The 15,951-nt window shown below is 73.8% G+C and carries 12 protein-coding genes; 7 read left to right on the forward strand and 5 right to left on the reverse strand.

Annotation, left to right across the window (positions count from 1 at the left end):
* The 3 genes from IGA62_RS12830 to IGA62_RS12840 all read left to right on the forward strand — a co-directional run bounded on the left by IGA62_RS12830 (position 1) and on the right by IGA62_RS12840 (position 5,631).
* The gene (locus IGA62_RS12830) at positions 1–3,198 is read left to right on the forward strand and encodes a UvrD-helicase domain-containing protein (protein ID WP_145821371.1); all 3,198 of its coding nucleotides are present in this window, start codon (positions 1–3) and stop codon (positions 3,196–3,198) included.
* A 176-nt stretch (positions 3,199–3,374) separates the two neighbouring features.
* Complete coding sequence (locus IGA62_RS30080; RefSeq protein ID WP_232624995.1) at positions 3,375–4,193, forward strand: LppU/SCO3897 family protein; 819 nt, start codon at positions 3,375–3,377, stop codon at positions 4,191–4,193.
* A gap of 190 nt (positions 4,194–4,383) precedes the next feature.
* Positions 4,384–5,631, forward strand: a complete 1,248-nt coding sequence (locus IGA62_RS12840) for an ATP-binding protein (RefSeq protein ID WP_145821369.1) — start codon at positions 4,384–4,386, stop codon at positions 5,629–5,631.
* A gap of 13 nt (positions 5,632–5,644) precedes the next feature.
* Here the strand turns inward: IGA62_RS12840 and IGA62_RS12845 are convergent, their stop codons facing one another.
* Complete coding sequence (locus IGA62_RS12845; protein WP_145821367.1) at positions 5,645–6,184, reverse strand: GNAT family N-acetyltransferase; 540 nt, start codon at positions 6,182–6,184, stop codon at positions 5,645–5,647.
* A gap of 171 nt (positions 6,185–6,355) precedes the next feature.
* Between IGA62_RS12845 and IGA62_RS12850 the strand changes: the two genes are divergently transcribed.
* Together IGA62_RS12850 and IGA62_RS12855 are read left to right on the forward strand one after the other, a co-directional pair.
* Positions 6,356–6,901: a DoxX family protein gene (locus IGA62_RS12850; protein ID WP_145821365.1), complete on the forward strand. Its 546-nt coding sequence runs from the start codon at positions 6,356–6,358 to the stop codon at positions 6,899–6,901.
* 263 nt (positions 6,902–7,164) lie between these two features.
* Positions 7,165–8,607, forward strand: coding sequence for a glycosyltransferase 87 family protein (locus IGA62_RS12855; protein ID WP_145821363.1), 1,443 nt, complete (start codon positions 7,165–7,167; stop codon positions 8,605–8,607).
* A gap of 37 nt (positions 8,608–8,644) precedes the next feature.
* On the opposite strand, the gene IGA62_RS12860 is transcribed toward IGA62_RS12855, so the two are convergent.
* Genes IGA62_RS12860 through moaC form a run of 4 tightly spaced genes read right to left on the reverse strand, consistent with a single transcriptional unit; the run spans position 8,645 to position 11,369 of the window.
* The gene (locus IGA62_RS12860) at positions 8,645–9,085 is read right to left on the reverse strand and encodes a molybdenum cofactor biosynthesis protein MoaE (RefSeq protein WP_145821361.1); all 441 of its coding nucleotides are present in this window, start codon (positions 9,083–9,085) and stop codon (positions 8,645–8,647) included.
* Positions 9,082–10,350: a molybdopterin molybdotransferase MoeA gene (locus IGA62_RS12865; RefSeq protein ID WP_145822255.1), complete on the reverse strand. Its 1,269-nt coding sequence runs from the start codon at positions 10,348–10,350 to the stop codon at positions 9,082–9,084. Before IGA62_RS12865 ends, IGA62_RS12860 begins: the two co-directional genes overlap by 4 nt.
* Positions 10,351–10,410: 60 nt before the next feature.
* Positions 10,411–10,881, reverse strand: a complete 471-nt coding sequence (locus tag IGA62_RS12870) for a MogA/MoaB family molybdenum cofactor biosynthesis protein (RefSeq protein ID WP_145821359.1) — start codon at positions 10,879–10,881, stop codon at positions 10,411–10,413.
* Positions 10,878–11,369 carry a cyclic pyranopterin monophosphate synthase MoaC gene (gene moaC / locus IGA62_RS12875; RefSeq protein WP_145821357.1) on the reverse strand — a complete coding sequence of 164 codons (492 nt, stop codon included), beginning with the start codon at positions 11,367–11,369 and terminating at the stop codon, positions 10,878–10,880. The genes IGA62_RS12870 and moaC overlap by 4 nt, the downstream gene beginning before the upstream one ends.
* A 681-nt stretch (positions 11,370–12,050) precedes the next feature.
* Between moaC and IGA62_RS12880 the strand changes: the two genes are divergently transcribed.
* Together IGA62_RS12880 and IGA62_RS12885 are read left to right on the forward strand one after the other, a co-directional pair.
* Positions 12,051–14,555 (forward strand): putative bifunctional diguanylate cyclase/phosphodiesterase, encoded by a 2,505-nt coding sequence (locus tag IGA62_RS12880; RefSeq protein ID WP_145821355.1) that lies wholly within the window; start codon positions 12,051–12,053, stop codon positions 14,553–14,555.
* Positions 14,552–15,949: a glycosyltransferase 87 family protein gene (locus tag IGA62_RS12885; protein ID WP_377464654.1), complete on the forward strand. Its 1,398-nt coding sequence runs from the start codon at positions 14,552–14,554 to the stop codon at positions 15,947–15,949. The genes IGA62_RS12880 and IGA62_RS12885 overlap by 4 nt, the downstream gene beginning before the upstream one ends.
* The last annotated feature ends 2 nt before the right edge of the window (positions 15,950–15,951 follow it).

Raw genomic sequence — 15,951 nt, forward strand, 5'->3', positions numbered from 1 at the left:
GTGCCTCCGTTCAGCGCCGCACCCTCCGGTGGCCCCTCGCCGTTCGTCGCGGACCTGCACATCCACTCGAAGTACTCGCGGGCGTGCAGCCGCGACCTGACGTTGCCGAACCTGGGCTGGTGGGCCCGGCGCAAGGGCATCGGCGTGCTCGGCACCGGCGACTTCACCCACCCCGCCTGGTACGACCACCTGCGGGAGACCCTGCACCCGGCGGAACCCGGCCTGTACCGGCTCGGTCCCGAGGCCGAACGGGACGTCGCCCGTCGGCTCCCGCCCCGGCTGGCCGACGCGGCCGAGGCGGACCCGGTCCGGTTCATGCTCAGCGTGGAGATCTCCACGATCTACAAGCGGGGCGACCGGACCCGCAAGGTGCACCACCTGATCTACCTGCCCGACCTGGACGCGGTGGCCCGGTTCAACGCCGCCCTCGGCCGGATCGGCAACCTCGGCTCGGACGGCCGCCCGATCCTCGGGCTGGACTCCCGGGACCTACTGGAGATCACCCTGGAGGCGAGCCCGGACGGGTACCTCGTCCCCGCGCACATCTGGACGCCGTGGTTCTCCGCGCTCGGCTCGAAGTCCGGGTTCGACGCCATCGCCGACTGCTACGCCGACCTGGCCGGGCACATCTTCGCCGTGGAGACCGGGCTCTCCTCCGACCCGTCGATGAACTGGCGGGTGGCCAGCCTCGACGCGTACCGGCTGGTGTCCAACTCGGACGCGCACTCGCCGCCCGCGCTGGCCCGCGAGGCGACGGTCTTCGCCACCGGGCGGGACTACTTCGCCATCCGGGACGCGCTGCGTACCGGCGACGGGCTGGCCGGGACGATCGAGTTCTTCCCGGAGGAGGGGAAGTACCACGCCGACGGGCACCGGGTCTGCGGGGTGAACTGGTCTCCCGAGCAGACCCGGGCGGCCGGCGGGCGCTGCCCGGAGTGCGGCAGACCGCTCACCGTCGGCGTGCTCAGCCGGGTCGAGGAGTTGGCCGACCGGCCCGAGGGACACCGCCCGGAGCAGGTCCGTGACGTCACCCACCTGGTGCCGCTCGCCGAGATCCTCGGCGAGATCAACAAGGTGGGCCCCCGCTCGAAGAAGGTGGAGGGGAAGCTCAACGACCTGGTCGCCGGCCTCGGCCCGGAGTTGGAGATCCTGACCACCAGCCCGCTGGACGAGATCCAGCGGGTCGGCGGGGAACTGCTCGCCGAGGGGATCGGCCGGCTCCGGCGGGGCGAGGTACGCCGGGTGCCGGGCTTCGACGGCGAGTACGGGGTGATCACCCTCTTCGACCCCGCCGAGCTGGGCGCGGCCGGCAGGTCAGGCGGACAGGAGACGCTGTTCGACGTACCGGTGCCGAAGCAGCGGTCGCCGAAGGAGCCGGCGGCCACGCCCCGCGCCAAGAGCCCGGCGAAGGCCGAACCGAAACGGCGGCCGGCGCGCGAGGCGGCCGTGCCCGCCCCGCCGATCGCGCCACCGCCCTCGCCACACGAGCCGTTCGAGCCGATGCTCGCCGGGATGGAGGAGGTCGGCACCGGCCTGCTGGACCGGCTGGACGCCATGCAGCGGGTGGCCGCCTCCGCGCCGGGCGGGCCGCTGCTGATCGTGGCCGGGCCGGGCACCGGGAAGACCCGGACGCTGACCCACCGGATCGCCTACCTCTGCGCCGAGCTGGGCGTCTTCCCGGAGACCTGCCTGGCGATCACCTTCACCCGGCGGGCCGCCGAGGAGCTGCGGCACCGCCTCGACGGGCTGCTCGGCCCGGTCGCCGAGGACGTCACCGTCGGCACGTTCCACTCCCTCGGGCTGACCATCCTGCGGGAGAACGCCGAGGCGGTGGGGCTGCCGAGGGACTTCCGGATCGCCGACGACGCGGACCGGACGGCGGCCCGCGCCGAGGCCGGCGAGGATGTGACCGCCTACACCGCCCTGCTGCGCAAACAGCAACTCGTCGACCTGGACGAGCTGCTCACCCTGCCGGTGGAGCTGCTGCGCGGTGACCGGAAGCTGGTGCAGCGGTACCGGGACCGGTGGCAGTGGATCTTCGTGGACGAGTACCAGGACGTCGACGCGGTCCAGTACGACCTGCTGCGGCTGCTCAGCCCGGCGGACGGCAACCTCTGCGCGATCGGTGACCCGGACCAGGCGATCTACTCGTTCCGGGGCGCGGACGTCGGCTACTTCCTCCGCTTCTCGGAGGACTTCACCGACGCCCGACTGGTCCGGCTGAACCGCAACTACCGTTCGTCGGCCCCGATCCTGGCTGCGGCGGTGCAGGCCATCGCGCCGTCCTCGCTGGTCCGGGGCCGGCGGCTGGACCCGGCCCGGCTCGACCCGGAGGCGCCGCTGGTCGGCCGCTACCCGGCGGCCAGCGTCACCGACGAGGCCGACTTCGTGGTACGCACCGTCGACGAACTGGTCGGCGGCCTCTCCCACCGGTCGCTGGACTCGGGCCGGATCGACGGGCGCAGCTCGACGGTGTCCTTCTCCGACATCGCCGTGCTGTACCGCACCGACGCCCAGGCGGCCCCGATCCTGGACGCCCTGGCCCGGGCGAACATCCCGGTGCAGAAGCGCTCGCACGACCGCCTGCGGGACCGCCCCGGCGTGTCGGCCATCGCCCGCGAGCTGCGCCACGCCGACGGGCTCGACGGTGGTCTGCCGGCCCGGGTACGCCTGGTCGGGCAGGTTCTCGCCGACCGGTTCGCCACGCCCACCCTGGACTCCACCGGCTCGGTCCGCCCCGAGGACGTCCGGACGGCGGTGGACCTGCTCACCCCGCTGGCCCGGCGCTGCGGTGACGACCTGCCGCTGTTCCTCTCACAGCTCGCCACCGGCGCGGAGGTCGACGCGCTCGACCCACGCGCCGAGGCGGTCACCCTGCTCACCCTGCACGCCGCGAAGGGCCTGGAGTTCCCGGTGGTCTTCCTGGTCGGCTGCGAGGACGGGCTGCTGCCGCTGCGTTGGCCCGGCTCCACCCCGGACGAGGACGACATCGCGGAGGAGCGGCGGCTGTTCTTCGTCGGGCTGACCCGCGCCCAGGACCGGCTCTACGTCAGCCACGCCGCCCGGCGGGCCCGGCACGGGTCGGAACGCGACTGCCGCCCGTCGCCCTTCCTCGACGTGATCGACCCCGGCCTGTTCGAGCGGCTCGGCGGCGAGGAGCCGGCCCGGCCGAGGAACCGTCAGCTCCGGCTCATGTGAACGATCAGGCCGCTGGCCGTCCCGTCCGGACGGCCGGGGCCCGCCGGACGCCGTCCGCCGCGTCCGGCGGCGCGCGCGTGGGGCGTGAGCGAGAAGGCCGGTCACGCTACCGTGACCTGGGCAGCGGCGTCCTCCGTGGTGTCCGGCCGCCCACCATTCGTGCCCAGGAGGCGAGCATGGCGAACTACGGACCACCGGGTGCGAACGGCCCGGAGCCGTGGCACGGGCGACCGCCCGACGAGTCGTACCCGTGGCGCGGCGATCACGATCACCGCTACGGCGACGACCCACCGCAGCCCGGCGGCTATCCCGGGGCCGGCCACCAACCGTGGGGCGACGGCCACCCGCAGGGCGGTGGCCAGCCGTGGGCCTACGACCACCGGCAGGATCACGGCCACCCGCAGGGCGGCGGCCAACCGTGGGCCTACGACCACCCGCAGGGCTCGGGGTACCCGGTCGGGGAGCCGGCGTACCTGGGCGACGAGCCGGACCGCCGTCCCCCGCAGTCGACGGACCCACGCCGGCATTCCGGTGGGCGGGGCCGGATGGTCGCGGTGCTCGCCGTGCTGACGCTGCTGGTGCTCGGCGGCGGCGCCACCCTGTTCTATCTCGCGGGCACCGACCGGGCCGACCCGCCGCCGGTCTCCGCGCTGCCCTCGGCCACGACCGCCCCGACCGGGCAGCCCTCGGGACAGCCGGACGGCTCGGCGGACGTCTCACCGAGCGCCCTGGCGCCCGAGTCGTCGGCAGATCCGCGCTTCGCCAGGGCGGGACAGTGCGTCCGCAACGCCGGACCGGCCGGCGGCCGGCCCAAGCTGCTGGTCACCGAGTGCGCGCCGAAGACCTACGAGGTGCTGCGCCGGTTCGACGGGGCGACCAGTGGCGAGAAGGACGCCGAGGCGAAGTGCGCCGCCGTCGACGGGTACACCGACTGGTACTTCTACAACAGCGAGCTGGACACCCTCGACTTCGTGCTCTGCCTGAAGCTGCGCTGATCCCGCCCGGATGGCCGGAGCCGCACCGGGCGGCAGCCCGCCGGTGACCGATAACCGAAACTAGGGCTGTCTAGCGTCCACGCTAGACAGCCCTAGTTTCCGCTCGATCCGGCCGCCCGGCGAGACACGCCGATGCCGTCCTCTACGTATGTCTAGCTGCGACGCTAGACGGCCCGATACGGTGCGAGACGTGGATCCGGTCCGCAACCCGTACGCCCCGGGCGCCGGGCAGCGTCCCCCCGAGCTGGCTGGCCGGGGGCGGGAGCTGGACGTCTTCGACATCGTCCTGGAGCGGATCGCCCGGGGCCGCCCGGAGCGGAGCCTGATGCTCACCGGGCTGCGTGGGGTGGGCAAGACCGTCCTGCTCAACACCCTGCGGTCCCAGGCCATCGGACGACTCTGGGGCACCGGCAAGATCGAGGCGCGGCCGGACCAGTCGTTACGCCGCCCGGTGGCGGCGGCCCTGCACATGGCGGTCCGGGAACTCGCCCCCCGGCACCGCGCGCCGGAGCGGATCGACGCCTTCCTCGGCGTGCTCAAGGCGTTCGCCCAACGGGGTGTGTCCGTCCCGGCCGGACGCCGGGCGGCCGGCGCGCCGCGTCTGCGGGACCGCTGGCAGCCGGGGATCGACGTGCCCGCCACCAGCGGCCGGGCCGATTCCGGGGACATCGAGATCGACCTGGTGGAACTGCTCACCGACGCCGCGAGCGTGGCCGCCGACGTCGGCACCGGCATCGCGGTCTTCATCGACGAGATGCAGGACGTCGGCCCGGAGGACGTCAGCGCCCTCTGCGCCGCCTGCCACGAGTTGTCCCAGCTCGGCGCGCCGTTGATCGTGGTCGGTGCCGGGCTGCCGCACCTGCCGGCGGTGCTCAGCGCCGCCAAGTCCTACTCGGAACGGCTCTACCGCTACCAGCGCATCGACCGGCTCGACCGGATCGCCGCCGACCAGGCGCTCTGCGCGCCGGCCGCGCGGGAGGAGGTCGAGTACGAGCCGAAGGCGCTGGACCTGCTCTACGAGTCCTCCGGCGGATACCCCTACTTCGTCCAGGCGTACGGGAAGGCCACCTGGGACCATGCGCCCCGCTCGCCGATCACCGCCGCCGACGTCCGGGTGGCCGCTCCCGAGGCCGAGGCGGAGCTGGCGGTCGGTTTCTTCGGGTCCCGCTTCGAGCGGGCGACCCCGGCCGAGCGGGAGTACATGCGGGCGATGGCGACCCTGTCCCGGGTCGACGCGGACGTCGGCGAAGCCCGGGACGACATGGACGCGGCGGTGCCGACCGCCGAGATCGCCCGGGCCCTGGACCGGAAGCCGGCCAGCCTCTCCCCGGCCCGGGACGCGCTGATCAAGAAGGGGCTGATCTACTCCGGGGAGCGGGGCACGGTGGCGTTCACCGTTCCCCACTTCGGCCGCTACCTGCGGACCCAGCCGGGCTGACGGCCACCATGGTTCAGACCCGGGACCAGGGGGGTGGGAAGACCACCTCGCCCCGGGGCACCGCGGCCTCCCCGCTGACGGTCGGCGGCAGCACCAGGGACTGCCACGGCTCGCCCAGGCCGGACCAGGGGCTGGAGAGTCCCATCCGGTCCGCCCGCTCGAACCCGAACCGCCGGTAGTACGCCGGGTCGCCGAGCACCACGACCAGTCGCTCGCCGAGTTCCGTGGCCGCCTCCAGGGCGGCCTGCACGACGGAGGTGCCGAGGCCGATCCGCTGCCGGTGCGGGGCCACCGCCACCGGCCCGAGCACCAACGCCGGGAACTGGCCGGGGTCGACGCGTACCCGGGTCAGCAGGGCGTAGCCGACCACCTCGCCGCCGTACTCGGCGACCATCGCCAGTTCGGGGAGCCAGGCGTCGCCGCCGCGCAGCTCGTCGACCAGCCGCACCTCGGGCGGGACCGACACGTCGGGGCGGGCGAAGGCCCCGGCCAGCACCCGCCGGATCGGGTCGACGTCGGCGGGGCCCTCCGGTCGCAGCCGCAACGTGGTCACCCCGGCGACGTTACCCGGCCGAGCAGGTCCACCCGCGACGGACCCGTCGATCGGCGTGCCGGCGTACCGTCCCGGCGGCGCACGCCGCGCCCCGACGCGCCCGGGACGGGACTTGCGGGCAGATCGACGGTTGCAGCCATGATCGTGGCCGACACGGGGTATGACTGACCCATGAAACCCGTACGTTCCCTCGCCCGTGTCCTGATGAGCGGCATCTTCGTGGCCAGTGGGGTCCAGCAGCTGCGCAACCCGGAGCAGTTCACCACGCAGGCCAAGCCGGTCACCGACCGGATCACCCCCCTGCTGGAGCAGTCCGGCGGAAGCCTGCCCAGTGACGCCGAGACGCTGGTCCGGGCCAACGGCGCGGCGCAACTGGCCGGCGGGCTGATGCTCGCCACCGGCCACTTCACCCGACCCGCGGCACTGCTGCTGGCCGGCTCGCTGGTGCCGACCACCCTCGCCGGCCATCCCTTCTGGACCCAGGACGACCCGGCGACGCGCACCAACCACCAGGTGCACTTCCTGAAGAACCTCGGGTTGCTCGGCGGGCTGCTGCTCGCCGCGGCGGACACCCAGGGCCGGCCGAGCCTGCGCTGGCGCGCCGGGCACCGGATCGGCCACTCCCGACGCTCGGTGCAACGCGCCGTCCGGACCGCCCGGCGGGAGACGCGGCTGGCCGTACGGTCGGCGGCGGCGGCCCGCCGGCTCCCCGGCTGACGGGTCACCCTCACCTCCGGCGCACCACGGGTCGACAGCCCGGCTGACCTGGCCGGGCACACCCTCCTCCATGGCCTCACCCCCCGCTAAGGCCGCCAATCACCTGAACCCCCCGCGAGGCGTTAACGCGGTGGAAATGTCAAAAACTGGTGTGGGATCGGACACGGTCGCATAACGCGGGAGGCATCAACGTGAGGCACCGTTCTAGGCTCCGTGCGGGACCTGGACGGGCAGGACGAAGTTGGTACGGGGGTGGCCACGCCATGCCGGCGACCGTCGGGAGACGGGCGGACCGTCTCGCCCCTGTGCGCCGTGCAGCCCGTGGGCTCGACCGCCGGGCGGCCGCACGCCTGGGGATCGTGGCCGCCGCCTGGTACGCCGCCTGGCTCGCCGTCGGCGCGTTCGGCCGGCCGTACAACTTCTTCGACATGAAGATCTACCACGGCGCGATGGTCTGGTGGGTCAACGGCAACGAGCTCTACGACTTCATCGCCCCCGACACCACGCTGGGTTTCACCTACCCGCCCTTCGGCGGGATGGTCATGCTGCCCATGGCGCACCTGCCGGTCGGGGTTGCCGGCTGGCTGAACGCCCTCGGCAGCACCGCCGCGTTGGCGGTCGTCCTGGCCGGACTGCTCCGGCCGATCGTCGACCGGATAGGGCAGTCGCTCTGGTTCGTGGTCGCGGTCGCGGTGCCGCTGGCCGTCGCCATCGAGCCGGTCCGCGAGACGCTCGGCTACGGCCAGGTCAACCTGCTGCTCTTCGCACTGATCATGGCGGATCTGATCGGCCTGCGGTGGCGGTCCCGGCGGGGCACCCGGTACAGCAGGGACGACGGTCCGCTGCGCCGGTTCGTGTTCAGCGGCGTCTGGGCCGGCGCGGGCATCGGGCTGGCCACCTCGATCAAGCTCACCCCGGCGCTGTTCATCGTCTACCTGCTGATCACCCGGCAGTGGCGGGCCGCGGCGACCGCGACCGGTACCGCGATCGGCGTCACACTGGGCATGTTCACGCTGGCCGGGACGGAGTCCCGCGCGTACTTCACCCGGGTGCTCTGGCAGACCGAGCGGGTCGGTGCGGCCGACATGACCCCCAACCAGTCGCTGGCCGGGCTGCTGGCCCGGCTCTACGACTCGATCGAGACGCCCGGGTTGCTCTGGCTGGCGTTCGCGGTGCTCGTGCTCGCGCTCGGTCTCTCCCGGGCGGTCAACGCCCGTGCCGACGGCGACGAGCTGACCGCGTTCACCCTGGTCGGGCTCACCACCAACGTGATCAGCCCGATCTCCTGGACGCACCACCTGGTCTGGGTGATCCCGGCGATCGTGGTGCTGGCCGACGCCGCACTGCGGCGGCGTGAGGCGAGCCGGGGCCCGTTGCAGCGGTCCGGGCCGGCGTCGTCGTACGGCGGCCCACCCGGGGTGAACGGCCTCCGGCCGCCGATCTGGTATCCGACCATGACCGGGTTCCGCCACGGAGGCGCGGCCGTCCTGCTCTACCTGATCTTCCTGGTCTCGCCGATCTGGCCGTACGAGCACCAGCTCCCCGAGGTGTCGCACTACGCCGACGGTCTGTTCGGCGCGCTGATGGAGAACTCGCTGGCCCTGGCGCTGATCGTGCTGGTGGCGGCCCTGCCGTGGCGGCCCGGTGCCGAGCCGGCCTTCTACGCCGAGCGGCTGGGTCGACCCGGCCTGGCCGCCCGCCGCTGACCGTCGCACCCCTCCGCCGAACCGGCGTCCCGCCCGGTCACGGGCAGTTGACCCACTCCTCGGTGCCGTCGGCGAAGACCTGCCGTTTCCAGATCGGCAGTCGCGCCTTCACCTCGTCGACCAGACGGGCACAGGTGGCGAAGGCCGCCGCCCGGTGGGCGGTACTCACCGCCGCGACCAGGGCGGCGTCCCCGATCTCCAGGGGGCCGATGCGGTGCGACACGGCGACCGCGTACACGTCCGGGTCGGCGGCCACCTCGGCGGCCACCGCACGGAGCACCTCGGCGGCGCTGGGGTGCCCCTCGTACTCCAGCGCGTCCACCGACCGGCCGTGGTCGTGGTCGCGGACCACGCCCAGGAAGGTGACCACCGCACCGGCCCGCCGGTCGGCGACCGCCGCCTCGTGGGCGGCGACGTCCAGCGGCGCGGTGGTGACCTCGGCGATCACCGTGCGACCGGCGGCCGGGTGGACGGTCATGACGGACGCTCCCCGGGCAGCAGCGGCAGCGGCACGACCGGTACGCGCGCCCCCGCCTCCCCGGTGGTGTCCGGCCGGATCACCGCGAACCCGTCCGCGCCGGCCAGCCCGCGCAGCATCGCGGAGCCGACGTGGTGGACCGGGTGGGCGGTGCCGGTCGCGGCGTCCACCCGGACCAGGGCCAGGTGGGTGTAGGAGCCCCGGCCCCGGATCGGCTCGGCCAGGGTGGCGGACGGCAGCACCGGCATCGGTCGACCCTGGAGACCGGCGAGCAACGGTGCCACCAGGGAGACCAGCGCGACGATCGCCGACTGCGGGTTGCCGGGCAGCCCGGCGACGAAGCGGGCCCGGCCGTCGTCGCCGACCAGCCGGGCCAGGAGCATCGGGAAGCCGGGCCGGACCGCCACGGTGTTGACCACGTAGTCGGCACCGAGTGCCTGGAGGGCGGGGTGCAGGTGGTCGACCGGCCCGTGCATGGTCCCGCCGGTGGTGCAGACCAGGTCCGCACCGGTCAGGGCGGCGCGCAGGGCGGCCACGTGGGCCGGGAGCGTGTCGGCGACCGGGCCGACGACGTCGGCGGGGCGCACCTGGCAGCCGTACCGCCGCAGCCAGGCCGGCACCGCCGGGCCGAGCGCGTCGCGGACCCGGCCGGCAGCAGGCGGACCGGTGGTGAGCAGTTCGTCGCCGAAGACGATCAGCGCGGCCCGGGGTGGCCGGCGGACCGCCAGCGAGTCGTGGCCGCAGGAGGCGGCCAGCCCGATCAGCCCCGGGTCGACCGGGGTGCCGGCGGGCAGGAGTTCCTCACCGGCCCGGGCCTCCTCGCCGGTCGGCCGCCACTCGGGGGCCGGTCGGGGCGTGCCGTCCACCCGGCCGTCGGCGGTGCGCGTGGACTCCTCGATCCGCAGGATGGCGGAGGTGCCCTCGGGCACCATCGCGCCGGTGGCGATCTCGACCGTCGTACCGTCCCCGGTCAACGGCTCCGGTGCGCTACCGGCGAGGACCCGGCCGACGACCCGCCATGGCCCCGGCCCGCGCACCGCCCAGCCGTCCACGCTGGAGGTGGGGAAGGCGGGCAGATCGGTACGGGGCGTCAGCGGCTCGGCGAGGGTGTGCCCGTCGGCCTCGGCGAGCGGCCGGGTGACCACGGGGAGCGCGGCGGCCAGGCCGACCGCGTAGACCCGGGCGCGGGCCTCCTCCCAGCGGGCCGGTGGGGGTGCGCCGGTCGGCTCCCCGACGGCGGTCGTCCCGGTCGACTCACTGCGCACGCTCACGCCGACCACCCTATCGGGGTGGGGGATGCCCGGCGCGCGTCCCGGTAGGGCCGGTCAGTGGTCGCCGCCCCGCAGCTGGTCGACGGTGTGCGCGAGGATCGGACCGAGCACGGCCAGCCCGTCCCGGGCCCCGCCGGTGGAGCCGGGAAGGTTCACCACCAGGGTCCGTCCGGCCACCCCGGCGAGCCCCCGGGAGAGCACCGCGGTCGGTACGGTGGCCCGGCTGTGCGCGCGGATGGCCTCCGCGATGCCGGGGATCTCGTGGTCGAGGACCGCCCGGGTGACGTCCGGGGTCCGGTCCGTGGGGGTGACTCCGGTGCCGCCGCTGGTCAGCACGACGTCGACGTCGTCGGCGACGGCGGCCCGCAACGCCTCCCCGACCGGCTCCCCGTCGGGCACCACCACCGGGTCGTCGACCGCGCAGCCGAGGTCCCGCAGGCCGGCGACGAGGATCGGGCCGCTGGTGTCGGCGTACACCCCGGCGGCGGCACGGTTGGACGCCACGATCACGCGGGCCCGGATCACGGCCGGTCCTCCGGCCGCCGCCAGTCGCCGGTCTTACCGCCCTCCTTGCGGAGTACGCGTACCCCGTCGACGGAAGCCGCCGGGTCGACGGCCTTGACCATGTCGACCAGGGCGAGCCCGGCGGTGGCGACCGCGGTGAGCGCCTCCATCTCCACGCCGGTCCGGTCCGCGGTCCGCGTGGTGACGGTGATCTCCACCGTGTCCTCGGTCAACTCGAAGTCCACGGTCACCCCGTGCAGGGCGATCGGGTGGCAGAGCGGGATCAGGTCCGGCGTCCGCTTGGCGCCCATGATGCCGGCGAGGCGACCCACGGCGAGCGCGTCGCCCTTGGGCAGGCCGTCCCGCCGGAGCAGCCCGATCACCTCGGGCGTGGTCCGCAGCCGACCGGCGGCGACGGCCCGGCGGCCGGAGACCGGCTTGGCGGAGACGTCGACCATGCGGGCCGCGCCCGCCGGGTCGAGATGCGTCAACTGCGCGGGATCGGTCACGCCGGTGAGCCTAACCCCGCCACGACGCCCGGCGCGGTCACCCGGGGCCGGGCACAGGGCGACGGTGGAGTTGCTCACTCCCGGCGGGGTTTCCAAATGCCCGGGGAATCCCCGAAGATGCACAGCAAAGGCGTCCACGAACCGGTGGTGCCACGGACCCGACCACTCCCCGATGACCGCACCACGATTACTCTCCGCTTCTCGGGCAATTCCGGAGGATCAGAAGTGCCCACAATGACCGTCATTGGCGAGTCACGTCGACCGACTTCTTCCGCCCTGAGTGACCATCCGGTCACCGACGGACCCACCGGAAGGGCGGGTCCACCCCGCCAACCCGCCGGTGTGCAATCGGCAGCGACAAGCGACAGTTTGAATGCGGAGCGAAAGCGGTTCACGCCGCTCCGCTCAGGCTGGATGGACGGAAAGTAACAAAAGGTCGGACTCTTAACTAATGTTGCATATAGCGACATTTATCGTACCTAAACTGCCATACCCTTGCCTAAGCTGCAGCTAGAGCAGGCAGGAGCCGCCCCCCGTACGGGGGGCGGAGGGGCAGAAAGGGTCGGGCCATGCGTGGCAGCGAGTGGGAGTGAATTAGACCCGGGAAGCGACGATTCCCTGCGGTACGCTGCACAGGCCAGCGAACCCCGGGGACGAACTGTGGCTGTTCTCAGGCGACACATGAATGAGACCGATCGGCAGCTTCGACTGCTTGTCGGTCTCGTCGTCGTGGTGGCCCTGGGTGTCGAGGTGGCGGCGGTCTGCGCCGTCGTGCTCACCCGAGTCCCGACGACCGCCGGTGACGTCGCGCTGCTGGCCATGCTCACCCTAATGATCTTCGTCAGCGCATCGACGAAGGCGCGAATTCGTATCCGGTCGACCACGCATTCGATCAGCTGGAACGAAACGGCAATCATCATCGGTGTGGCGATCGCCCCCACGCCGTGGGTGATTTTCTGCACCGGCCTCGCCGTCGCCCTGGCCTCACGCAAGCTGCCCGCCATCAAGCGGGCCTTCGGCATCGGCAAGAACGTGCTCGTCGCCGGCACCGCCGGCCTCGTCCTGGTCGCGCTGGACTGGTCGTGGCCCCCGGCCGGCCTCGCCGACCTCGTCGTACCCGTGGCCGTCGCCTACCTCGCCGCGGCCCTCGTCGACGACCTGCTGGCCATCCCGGTCATCGCGCTCGCCTCCCGCACCCGCGTCTCCCGCCAGTTCCGCAGCAACCTCGACCTGCGCCTCACCGGCTTCGCGGTGCGCTTCGCGGTCGCCCTCTGCACACTGGTCATCCTCCAGGCCGACACCCGGCTGCTGCTGGCCGTCCCGCCGCTCGTGATCAGCCTGCACCTGGCCTACTCGCACCGCATCCAGACCCGCACCGAGCAGCAGGCCTGGCAGCGACTGGCCCGGACCACCGACGCGCTCAACTCGGTGGACCTCAACCGCGTCCTCACCACCGCGGTCACCCAGGCAGCCGAACTCTTCTCCGCCGACGAGGTCGAGGTCGAACTGCACGACGGCCCGCGCAGCGTCCGCGGCAACAGCCACACGATCACCTACGACGGCCCCGGCGGAGAGCCCACCACCGTGGACGGCTCGGTCATCCCCATCCCGCTGGAGGGACACGACCGCACCCTCGACGTCGGGCTGCTACGCCTGCGCTTCCGCGGCCCGGTACGCCTCAACGAACGCGAGCAGTACACCCTGCGGACCTTCGCCTCGGCCCTGTGCACGGCGGTCCGCAACGCCCAGGCGTACGCCGAACTGGCCCGGGCCGCCGCCGACCACGCGTACGCCGCCACCCACGACGCCCTCACCGGCCTGGCCAACCGTCGGCACCTGCTCGACCAGGGCAGCGCACAGCTCAACGGCCGCCACGCCGACGGCGTCACCGCCCTCGCCCTGATCGACCTGAACCACTTCAAGGAGATCAACGACACCCTCGGCCACGCCGCCGGGGACCGGATCCTGGTGCAGGTGGCCGCCCGGCTACGTGACGCGACCCGCGACGACGACCTGGTCGCCCGGCTCGGCGGCGACGAGTTCGCCGTCCTCCTGCGCGGACTACCCGCCCCGGCGATGGCCGCCCACCGCACCGAGGCCCTGCTCACCGCCCTGCACGAACCCTTCGACCTGGACGGCATGCGGATCAGCGTCGAGGCCAGCGGCGGCATCGCCACCGCACCGGGCAGCGGCGGCATGGCCGAACTGCTCCGCCGCGCCGACGTCGCCATGTACCAGGCCAAACGCAACGGCCAGCGGATCGCCAGCTACACCCCCGCCCGGGACACCGCCGACCTCGGCCGGCTCGCCCTCGGCGGCGACCTGCCCCGGGCCGTCGCCGACCACGAGTTCGCGGTCAACTTCCAGCCCATCGTCGACCTCGCCACCGGCGAGGTGGTCGGCGCCGAGGCACTCGCCCGCTGGCACCACCCCACCAACGGCACCGTCGACCCGGCCCGCTTCCTGGAGGCCGTGGAACGCTCCGGTCTCCTCCCCGCCTTCGCCGAGAGCGTCCTCGACCAGGCCCTCCTCGCCCTGGTCGGCTGGCGGGAAGCCGGCTTCGACATCCCGGTCGCGGTCAACGTCTCCCCGCGCAGCCTGCTCGACGCCCGCTTCGCCGGCTCGGTGCTCGCCCGGCTGCGCGCCCACGACCTCCCCCCCGACCGGCTGATGCTGGAGCTGACCGAGAACCTCACACTCAGCCAGCTCGACATCGTCGACCGGGTCCTCGGCCGGCTCCGCGACGAGGGCGTCCGCCTCGCCCTGGACGACTTCGGCACCGGCTACTCCTCGCTCTCCCTGCTGTCCCGGATCCCGGTGCACGAGATCAAGATCGACCGGACCTTCGTCACCGACATGGAGAGCTCCGCCGAGGCGACCGCCGTCATCCGCTCCACCCTCGACCTCGGGCGCAGCCTCGACCTCACCGTCGTCGCCGAGGGTGTGGAGAGCGAACCGCAACGCCGCGCGCTCTGGGAACTCGGCTGCCTCGCCGGCCAGGGCCACCTCTTCGCCCGCCCGATGCCCGCCAACCGCTTCCTCGCCGCCCTGCACCGCGGGGCCGGCGGCCGACCCGGCACCCTCGCCCCGCCCCTGCACGACGCCGGTGCGGTGATCCGCCTCGCCCCCGGCCGCCGACCGAACGGACGGAACCGGACCGACCGTCTGCCACACTCTCCCGGGTGACCAGTCGGCCCGCGCCCCGCAGCAGCTCCACACCCGCCGTCGGGCCAGCCGCCCCACGCGCCCGCCGGACCTGGCAGGCGATCGACGGCGCGGCCGGCGGGCTCTCCCTCGACCTCGGCCTCTACGCCGTCTCGGCCGCCTTCGCCGGAATCACCGCCGTCACCTCCACCCTCCCGCCCCACCGGGCCTGGGGTGCGGTCGCGGCCATCGGCTACCTGGTCGCGGCCCTCCTCGCGGCCGGTCAACTCCTCGCCCACCGACGCCACCCCGACAATCCACTGGCCGGCACCACGGCCCGCTCGGCGGTCACCGCCCTGGCCTGGACGACCACCGCACTCCTCCCGCTCGGCTGGCAGGCCATGCAGCGGTCGGCCGGACGAACCGACCGGGCCCAGGAGGAGGTCGTCGTCGTCGAGCACTCCGGCGCGCGGCTGCTCCACGACGGCACCCCCTACCTCGGCCACGACGCCATCGCCGCCCTGCCACCGGGGGAACAGCTGCTCGGCTACACCCCGTACCAACCCGGCATGGCCCTCTTCGGCCTGCCCCGGGCCGCCCTCGACACCTGGTGGACCGACGCGCGGATCTGGTTCGCCCTGGCCACCGCACTCGTCCTCGCCCTCGCCGTCCGCACGCTCCGCAACGGCACCCTTCCCGACGGCGCCACCCGGCACCGCGCCCGCCGCGACGCCGCCCTGCTGCGCGCCGTCCAAGCCGCCACCGTCCTGCCGATCTGTGCGCTCACCCTCGCCACCGGCGGCGACGACCTACCCGTCCTCGCGCTCTGCCTGCTCGCCCTCGCCCACGCCGCCACCGGCCAACCCGGCCGTGCCGGCCTCGCCGTCGGCCTCGCCGGAGCACTCAAGCTGTTCGCCTGGCCGGTCGCCCTCGTCCTGCTCTTCTGGGCCGTCACCCGCCGCGCCGCCGGACGCTTCGCCGCCGCCGCGTTCGGCCTGCCCGCCGCCGCCCTCCTGCCCGCCCTCCTCGTCGACCGGGACGCCCTGGTCGAGAACGTGCTGCGCTTCCCCCTCGGTCAGGGCCTCGTCACCAGTCCGGCCGCGTCCCCGTTCCCCGGCCACCTCATCGCCACCGGCCTTCCCGCCGGCCGGGCCGTCGCCGCCGGGCTCCTGGTGGCGGCCGGACTGGCGATCGCCGTCCACCTGCTGCGCCGCCCGCCCCGCACCGCCGCCACCGGCGCCCTCGTCTGCGGGTACGGGCTGCTCGCCGCGATCGCCCTGATGCCGGCCACCCGCTTCGGGTACCTGCTCTACCCGCTCGCCTTCCTGATCTGGGCACCCGCCCTCCGACTCGCGGAATCCGATCGTCCCGGTTCAGCGGAATCCGATCGTCCCGGTTCGGCCGACTCTCCTGCGGAAGCGGCCGACAGGGCGTAGAC

This window comes from Micromonospora sagamiensis (assembly GCF_014680085.1).
Lineage (GTDB): Bacteria > Actinomycetota > Actinomycetes > Mycobacteriales > Micromonosporaceae > Micromonospora > Micromonospora inyonensis.